The 8,562-nt window shown below is 33.4% G+C and carries 7 protein-coding genes; all 7 read left to right on the forward strand.

Features of this window, described 5'->3' with window-relative positions; genetic code table 11:
• Positions 1-78: 78 nt before the first annotated feature.
• Positions 79-882, forward strand: coding sequence for a polysaccharide biosynthesis/export family protein (locus tag Q0A18_RS05395; RefSeq protein ID WP_292009154.1), 804 nt, complete (start codon positions 79-81; stop codon positions 880-882).
• A 67-nt stretch (positions 883-949) separates the two neighbouring features.
• Positions 950-1,735: a polysaccharide biosynthesis/export family protein gene (locus Q0A18_RS05400; RefSeq protein ID WP_292009155.1), complete on the forward strand. Its 786-nt coding sequence runs from the start codon at positions 950-952 to the stop codon at positions 1,733-1,735.
• An 8-nt stretch (positions 1,736-1,743) separates the two neighbouring features.
• A complete protein-coding gene (locus Q0A18_RS05405) occupies positions 1,744-4,086 on the forward strand; it encodes a polysaccharide biosynthesis tyrosine autokinase (protein ID WP_292009156.1) in 2,343 nt (780 codons plus the stop codon).
• Positions 4,087-4,138: 52 nt separating this feature from the next.
• The gene (locus Q0A18_RS05410) at positions 4,139-5,443 is read left to right on the forward strand and encodes a nucleotide sugar dehydrogenase (RefSeq protein ID WP_292009157.1); all 1,305 of its coding nucleotides are present in this window, start codon (positions 4,139-4,141) and stop codon (positions 5,441-5,443) included.
• Between the two features lie 21 nt (positions 5,444-5,464).
• Positions 5,465-6,583 carry a UDP-N-acetylglucosamine 2-epimerase (non-hydrolyzing) gene (wecB, locus tag Q0A18_RS05415; protein ID WP_292009158.1) on the forward strand — a complete coding sequence of 373 codons (1,119 nt, stop codon included), beginning with the start codon at positions 5,465-5,467 and terminating at the stop codon, positions 6,581-6,583.
• 17 nt (positions 6,584-6,600) lie between these two features.
• Complete coding sequence (gene wecC / locus Q0A18_RS05420; RefSeq protein ID WP_292009159.1) at positions 6,601-7,815, forward strand: UDP-N-acetyl-D-mannosamine dehydrogenase; 1,215 nt, start codon at positions 6,601-6,603, stop codon at positions 7,813-7,815.
• An 18-nt stretch (positions 7,816-7,833) separates the two neighbouring features.
• Positions 7,834-8,562: glycosyl hydrolase family 28-related protein (locus Q0A18_RS05425; protein WP_292009160.1), on the forward strand; the 729-nt coding region annotated here is incomplete at its 3' end.

Genomic DNA, 8,562 nt, shown 5'->3' on the forward strand with positions numbered 1-8,562 from the left:
ACGTAATGTTGATTAAGCTAATAGAATCAATGTTTTGTGAGAAGATTAATAATCCTATTTTTGTGGAAAATTATTGGAATGAGTTTTAAAATTTTTATTGGTAGCGTAGTGAGTCTACTTTTGTTTTCTTGTACAGCGAAACAGGAAATTAATTATATGAAGGATATTGATAGTATGGTTCTGGATAATTCTATTAAAAACAGTAGAAGCAACATACAACCCGGAGATCAATTGATCATTACTGTTTCAGCTAAAGATATGGATGTGGTGAAACCGTTCAATCAAACCTATTCTTCTGGTGCTACAGTTACCCAGTATTCTGTTCCTAGCTCTAATAACCAGGTTCAGCAACTTCCGGTATCAGGCCCTACTTATATTGTAGATACTGATGGGGTTATTATATTCCCTCAGATCGGGCAGATCAGCACTAAAGATGAGAATATTGAAACATTAAGAGCAAAATTAACAGGTTTGTTAAGGGAATATGTTAAAGATCCGATAGTGGATGTCAAACTTATCAATTTTAAAGTTTCATTATTGGGTGAAGTGACAAAACCAGGAACGTATGTAATTCCGGACGGAAGTACTACTTTACTAGGAGCTTTAGGATTGGCGGGTGATTTAACTCCCTATGGAATACGAACTAATGTTTTGGTAGTTAGAAATATAGATGGTCAGATTTCAAAAGAAAGAGTAGATCTTACCAGTGCTAATTTTATTAATTCCCCTTATTACTACTTAAAGCAGAATGATGTCGTATACATACAACCTAATACGAATAGAGAAAAGTCAGCTAGATTGGACCCTAATACAGGATTGTATATCTCAATCGCATCAGTGATTGCTTCACTGGCAATAGGGGTTTTAGCTTTAGTTAAGTAGCAAATTAATAAAGATTTTATAAAGCATTTTTGGGCATAAACAGCCTTTAGTATTTTAAATCAATGTTATGAATAAAAAGATTATAGTATATCTTATAGCCTTAGTATCTATCTTTTCCTGTAAACCTAAACAGAAGATGGTATATATGCAGGAACATAATATGGAACAGGAAATTGCTCAGGCAAAGTTTCAGGGACTACAAATTCAGGAAGGAGATGTCCTGCAGATTCTTGTTTCTGCCCTTGACGAAAATGCTGTAAGACCCTTTAACCTTAATACTGTTAACAAGGCGGGAAGTGATTCTAATACAGGAATAAACCAATATGTTCAACCAAGTGAGTATATCGTCAACGAAAAGGGATATATCAATTTCCCGGTATTAGGAGATCTATATATTAAGGGAATGACACAGATTCAATTGAAACAAGATCTAGAATCAAGATTGAAAAGGTATCTAACGGATCCATTAGTAACAACTAGTATTAAGAATTTCAATGTTAGTATTTTGGGAGAAGTTAAAAATCCTGGACAAAAAGAGAGTGTTACACAAAAATTGAATATATTTCAAGCATTAGGTTTAGCTGGAGATATGACAGACTACGGAGACCGTACAAATGTCAAATTAATTAGAACTGGAGAAGATGGTAATGATCAAGTGGTTAATTTAGATTTGTCTAGAGCTGATATCGTTAATTCACCTTATTATTATATGAAACAGAATGATGTAGTATATGTACAGCCAGATAAAAATAAACAAATATTGGCTAATACAAATCCCAATAGGGCTCTTACTTTTCAAATTATCGCTTCTGCAGTAGGAGTTATAGCACTTATTATTTCTTTAACTAGATAAATAACGATATGCAACAGGTAGAACTTAAGGAAAAAGGAGAAACACCGGATATGAGAAAAGTTTTAGGTAAATACTTTCGCAGATGGCCTTGGTTTCTTGTTTCTGTTTTGATTTTTCTTATGGGAGCTTATATATACATTCGATATTCTATTCCTCAATATCAGACCAAGACAACTCTTAAGTACGATAAAAAGCAGACCGATCTTTCATCTGCTTTAGTAGATCTTGATAACTTAGGTATGGGGTTAGGGAATGCTGATGAGTTGAAGAGTGAAGTTGCTGTTGTAAAATCAAGACCTATTTTGATGCAGGTTGTGAATAACCTTAATCTGAATGTTCAATATTATAATGCTGGTGATATTAAAGATTCCGAACTATTTACAGATGTACCCATTATTGGAAAAGTAATCCATTATGATACTAATAATAAAAAGTTTAAGTCTTCTGAATATACAGTAGCTAAAGAATATGGAAATGAATTCGTTTTATGGAATGAAAAGAAAGAGGAAATCAAAGGTACTTTTAATAAACCATTAAAACTGGATTTTGGAATAGTAGTACTTCAAAAAAATCAAGGAATTCCTTTTCGTTCAAAGTATAAAATTGTTTTTTGGAAACCCTTAGAAAAAGTTAAGAAATTAGAAAAGGCTATTCAGGTCGATCTTCCAGACCAAAAAGCTATGCTGATGGATATCAGTATAGTAGGGACTGTTCCGGAAAAATCAGAAGCTATCCTCAATGAAGTTGCGAAACAATATAATTTAGATGGTCTTAGGGATAAAAATTTACAAGCTCAAAATACCCAAGAGTTTATAGATAAAAGATTAGAAGTAATTACCCGTGACCTTTCTGGGGTGGAGAATCAAAAAGAAGATTTTCAGAACCGTAATCGTATTGTTGACTTACAAACACAAGCAGAGCTGGCACTTCAAAATACAAGCGATAATACAAAGACTCTTCTTTTACAACAAACACAGTTGGATTTACTTAATTCACTTGGAGCCGAAGCAGCAAAAAATAATGGGCAAATAATGCCCTCTAATTTAGGTCTTAGTCCATCTTTAGAGCAGGCTATTTCACAATATAATACATTGCTGATAAGTAGAAATAAAACGCTTAAACAGGCAACTAGTGAGAATCCAGCTGTGATTGAAATGAATAAGGAAATCTCCTCACTTAAAGAGATTGTTAGAGATAATATCCGTGAACAAAAAGAGAATATTCAAGTATCAATTAATAAACTAAACAGCCAGATTAGTGCCAGTAATGGTATGATAGAAAAGGTTCCTAGCCAATCGAAAGTATATCGTGGAATAGAACGTCAACAGAATCTTAAAGAACAGCTTTTCCTTTTTTTACTACAAAAAAGAGAAGAAAATGCAATTAATTTATCTGTTAACGTACCTAAAGCTAAGATTGTAAATCCCGCTTTTACGGATGATGAACAACCTATTTCCCCCCGCAAGAAAGTTATTTTCTTAGGAGCCATTCTTTTAGGGTTATTAGTTCCATTTATGATTTTGTACTTATTATTTATGTGGGACGATAAAATCTATAGTAGGGATGATATTAAAGAACGATCTTCACTGGGAATTTTGGCTGATATTCCATCTTTAAAGGCTAATGTAAACCATTTAGTACAAAAAAATGATTTTTCTGAACTTGCTGAAGCATTTCGGGTCCTTGTTTCCAATCTTAAATTTGTTTTACCTAATAAAGATTCTGCGAAAGTTGTTATGGTAACCTCATCCGTTAAGGGAGAGGGGAAGACTTTAGTGTCTGTAAACCTTGCGCTTACATTAGCAAACAAGAACGGAAGAGCCTTACTTATTGGCTCTGATATAAGGAATCCTCAAATCCAAAGGTATGATAATGAAAAAACAAAGAGAAAGGGCTTAACAGAATTTTTATATGATGAACATGTGAATGTTGAAGAGCTTATTCATACTTCTGATACAAACTCTTATTGTGATGTTATTTATGCAGGAAGTATCCCTCCCAATCCTCAAGAGCTTCTTTCTAATGGAAGGTATCAGGAGCTTATTAATCAAATGTCTTCAAAATATGCATACATTATTATAGATTCTGCACCCCTTATGCTGGTTTCTGATACGCTTAGTATTGCAAATGTTGCTGATGCAACCCTTTATGTTGTGAGGTCAGGAGTTTCAAAAAATATTTTGTTAAATTTTGCCAATGATCTGGTAAGAGATTCAAAATTATCGAATGTTGTATTTGTAATCAATGATATTTCAAAACATATTGGTGGCTATGGTTCTAATTATGGCTATGGTTATGGCTATACTAACGATAAACAAGAGACTTGGTGGAAAAAACTTCTTAAAAGATAAAGCTTAATTGGTACACCATTTTTATGAACTTTTAAAGCACGGAGAAATTAAAATGAACAAAAAAATTAAAATTGCCATAATTGGTTTGGGGTATGTAGGCTTACCATTAGCACGGTTGTTTGCAACAAAGTACTCTGTTGTAGGTTATGATATTAATAAAGAAAGAGTAAAAGAATTGAGTAATGGTATTGATTCTACTTTTGAAGTTGAAAATGATTTATTGGAAACAGTTTTAATAAGGGAAAATCCGTTTCTTAATCACCAAGATCATAATCATGGGCTATATTGTTCATTAAATATAGAAGATATTAAAGATGCGAATATTTATATAGTGACGGTTCCTACACCTGTAGATAAGCATAGTCGACCTGACCTGACACCTTTATATAAGGCTTCTGAAACAGTGGGGAAAGTTTTAAAAAAAGGAGATATAGTTATCTATGAGTCTACTGTATATCCTGGTGTCACAGAAGAAGAATGTGTTCCTGTGTTGGAAAGGGTATCGGGGTTAAGGTTTAATGTAGATTTTTTTGCAGGGTATTCTCCTGAAAGAATTAACCCAGGAGATAAAGAAAGGACGGTAGAGAAAATATTAAAAGTTACCTCAGGTTCTACACTGGAAATAGGAAAAGAAGTAGATAACCTTTATAGATCTGTAATTACTGCGGGTACTCATTTAGCTCCTACCATTAAAGTTGCTGAAGCATCCAAGGTTATAGAAAACTCCCAACGTGATATAAATATTGCGTTTGTAAATGAGTTGGCAAAAATATTTAACCTATTAGGTATTGATACTCATGCTGTTCTTAAGGCTGCAGGTACTAAATGGAATTTTTTACAATTTAAGCCCGGTCTTGTAGGGGGACATTGTATTGGTGTTGATCCTTTTTATCTTGCTCAAAAAGCTCAAGATGTGGGGTATTATTCAGAGTTGATCTTAACTGCGAGGAGGCTGAATGATTCTATGGGAACTTTTGTAGCCTCTCAGGTAGTAAAGACCATGATTAAAAAAGAAATTAATATTAATAGGGCTAAAGCTTTAAACCTAGGTGTTACATTTAAGGAAAATTGCCCAGATGTACGCAACACTAAAGCGGTAGATGTTATAAAAAGTTTAGAGGAATATACAATTAATGTTACGACATTTGATCCTTGGGCAAATCCTGAGGAAGTATTCCTTGAATATGGAATTAAATCTGCTAACTCATTGGAAGAAATCAATGATAAATTCGATGTAATTATTCTTACAGTAGCTCATCAGGAATTTATTGATTTGGATTTGACACAATACTTGAAAGAAGGCGGTGTAATATATGATGTAAAAGGTATCTTAACTCAAAGTGATGCCAGACTATAAGCACGATAGAATAGAAAAATTATGAAGACAAAACATCTTGTAGTTTTCGGGACTCGTCCTGAAGCTATTAAAATGGCTCCCTTGGTGAAAGAATTTCAAAAACGAGAAGAATTTGATATAAAAGTTTGCGTTACTGCTCAACACCGAGAAATGTTGGATCAAGTATTAGAGTTTTTTGAAATAACTCCTGATTACGATTTGAATTTAATGAAACCTAATCAGAATCTGTATACTTTAACAGCGGACATTATTACAGGAATGAAAAATATATTGGAAGAATTTCAACCTGATTTTGTGTACGTACATGGTGATACCACTACAACGATGGCTGCAAGTATAGCATCATTCTATTCAGGAGCAAAAATATGTCATGTTGAAGCAGGGTTAAGGACTCATAATAAGAGATCTCCGTTTCCGGAAGAAATTAATAGACAAATTTCAGGACGTATTGCAGATTATCATTTTGCACCTACAAGTCAGTCAAAAGTAAATTTATTAGCTGAAAATATAAAAGAAGCAGATATTTTAGTAACGGGTAATACCGTAATCGATGCTTTATTGGATAGCTCAGAAAGAGTCAATACAATTGAAAATAAAGAAATTGAGTTTTTAAAAACGATTATTAAACCCTTTGAAAAGCTTATACTGGTTACAGGACATCGTCGTGAAAATCATGGACAAGGGTTTATTAATATTTGTGAAGCATTAAAGGAAATTGCAATATCTCATTCAGATGTTCAGATTATTTATCCTGTTCATTTAAACCCTAATGTGAAAAAACCGGTTTATGATATTTTATCAGGAATAGAAAATATTAAATTGATCGATCCGCTAGCGTATCCGGCTTTTGTTTGGTTAATGAACCAATCCTATATGATTATTACAGATTCAGGGGGGGTTCAGGAAGAAGCTCCTAGTTTAGGAAAACCAGTTCTGGTAATGCGTGATACAACAGAGCGCCCAGAAGCCATAGAAGCTGGTACTGTAATCTTAGTAGGTACAGATAAAAATAAAATTATTTCGGAAGCACAGAGTTTATTAACAGATACTCAGCGATATCAAACCATGAGTGCATTACATAATCCTTATGGTGATGGAAAGGCGTGTATGCGTATAGCTGAATTTATCAAAACAAAATAATTGTATAAAGAATAAATATGGAACCAAAAGTAGTAACCATCGGTTTAGGATATATAGGATTACCTACATCGGCTTTAATTGCAAATAATCATATTGCTGTTCACGGAGTAGATATTTCGAAGCATGTTGTGGATACAATTAATGCCGGAAAAATTCATATTGTAGAACCCGAATTAGATGAAGCAGTTGCTAAAGCTGTTAAAGCTGGATATTTGAGAGCAGATGTTACTCCGGTTACTGCAGATACCTATTTGGTGGTGGTACCTACCCCTTTTAAAGGAAATCATGAACCAGATATTTCTTATGTGCAAGCCGCTACAGAAGTAATTATTCCATTGCTGAAAGAAGGAGATTTATACATTATAGAATCCACATCTCCTGTTGGAACAACAGAAAAAATGATGGATTTAATCTTTTTAAGGCGTCCTGAGCTAGTAGATAAAATTTTCCTAGCCTATTGCCCGGAACGCGTATTACCCGGAAATGTAATGTATGAACTTGTTCACAATGATCGAGTTATTGGAGGGATCAATGAATCTTCTACACAAAAAGCCTTAGCTTTTTATGGGCAGTTTGTAAAAGGAGAATTACATCCTACTAATGCACGTACCGCTGAAATGTGTAAATTAACTGAGAACTCCTCCCGTGACGTCCAAATAGCTTTTGCAAATGAATTATCGTTGATTTGTGATAAAGCTGGTATTAACGTTTGGGAATTGATCAATTTAGCTAACAAGCATCCAAGAGTTAATATTCTACAGCCAGGGTGTGGAGTGGGTGGTCACTGTATTGCGGTGGATCCATATTTTATTACTGCAGATTTTCCGATGGAGTCACGTATTATTGCTCAAGCCCGTGAAACGAATAATTATAAATCTTTTTGGTGTGCAGAAAAAGTGAAAAATGCACGCTTGGAATTTGAATTAAAGAATGGGTGTCAACCATCTATTGCTATTATGGGGCTTGCATTTAAACCCAATATTGATGATTTAAGAGAATCTCCGGCTATTTATATTGCTGAACGTGTTTTACAGGATTCGGGGGATGGAGATATGTATATTGTAGAGCCTAATGTACAGGAACATAAAATATTTAAATTGACAAATTATCAGTATGCAGTAGAGAAAGCTGATATTGTTGCTATACTTGTTGCGCATAATGAATTTAAAACATTGCAATACAGAAAAAACCAGATTGTTCTCGATTTTTGTGGAGTGACTTGTAATATATAAATTAATCTTGCTATTAAGATGAAATTAAATACCTTCAAAAATAAATTCTTACTACTATTGTTTCTGTTCTTAGGAAGTTCAAATTTAGTGTGGGCTTCTATGGTTGATGGTAAAAGGTATATTATCACAGATTATGGAGCTGTTGCAGATAATAGAACTGATAACTCTAACGTGATCAATAAGGTAATTGATATAGCCTATAAGAATGGAGGTGGTGTGGTTGTAATTCCTAAAGCTATGCAGCCATTTATTTTTATTCAGATTAATGTAAAATCAAACGTGACTTTAAAGGGAGAAGGAGGTATTTTAAAATTTAAGGATAATGTTGCAATTAATAAAAAGAAGGCTTATTATCCGATTAATAATTTAGGGTATAATAACAGCTCTTTTATTAACCTGATTATTGATGGGAATATGGTAAAAAATACTGATTTTTCTGTTTGTGATATGATCACGTGTATAGGAGAAAATTCAAAAGTTATATCCTGTAAAATTTATAATGCTCCTGATAGTGGTATCATGTTTTCCAATACAAAAAATGGTGTTTGCCAAAATAATGAAATTATTGGAGGTCGGGATTGCGGAATTTATATTAATGCCAATTCTAAAGGAGCCAATTCAGGTTCTGTAATTAATAACAATACTGTTAAGAATTTTATTATTACAGGTATTGCCGTAAAAAGACATTCATATGGGGTTACAATAGACAGTAATTCAATAGAAGATTGTGGAAATGGAATCTCAATA

The organism is Chryseobacterium sp. (assembly GCF_022712095.1).
In the GTDB taxonomy this organism is placed as follows: domain Bacteria; phylum Bacteroidota; class Bacteroidia; order Flavobacteriales; family Weeksellaceae; genus Chryseobacterium.

What these genes read in the sequence shown, in the direction of transcription:
- Q0A18_RS05405 (WP_292009156.1), top strand. Translation starts at nt 1,744, where the DNA reads ATGCAACAGGTAGAACTTAAGGAAAAAGGAGAAACACCGGATATGAGA.
- wecB (WP_292009158.1), top strand. Translation starts at nt 5,465, where the DNA reads ATGAAGACAAAACATCTTGTAGTTTTCGGGACTCGTCCTGAAGCTATT.
- wecC (WP_292009159.1), top strand. Translation starts at nt 6,601, where the DNA reads ATGGAACCAAAAGTAGTAACCATCGGTTTAGGATATATAGGATTACCT.
- Q0A18_RS05410 (WP_292009157.1), top strand. Translation starts at nt 4,139, where the DNA reads ATGAACAAAAAAATTAAAATTGCCATAATTGGTTTGGGGTATGTAGGC.
- Q0A18_RS05400 (WP_292009155.1), top strand. Translation starts at nt 950, where the DNA reads ATGAATAAAAAGATTATAGTATATCTTATAGCCTTAGTATCTATCTTT.
- Q0A18_RS05395 (WP_292009154.1), top strand. Translation starts at nt 79, where the DNA reads ATGAGTTTTAAAATTTTTATTGGTAGCGTAGTGAGTCTACTTTTGTTT.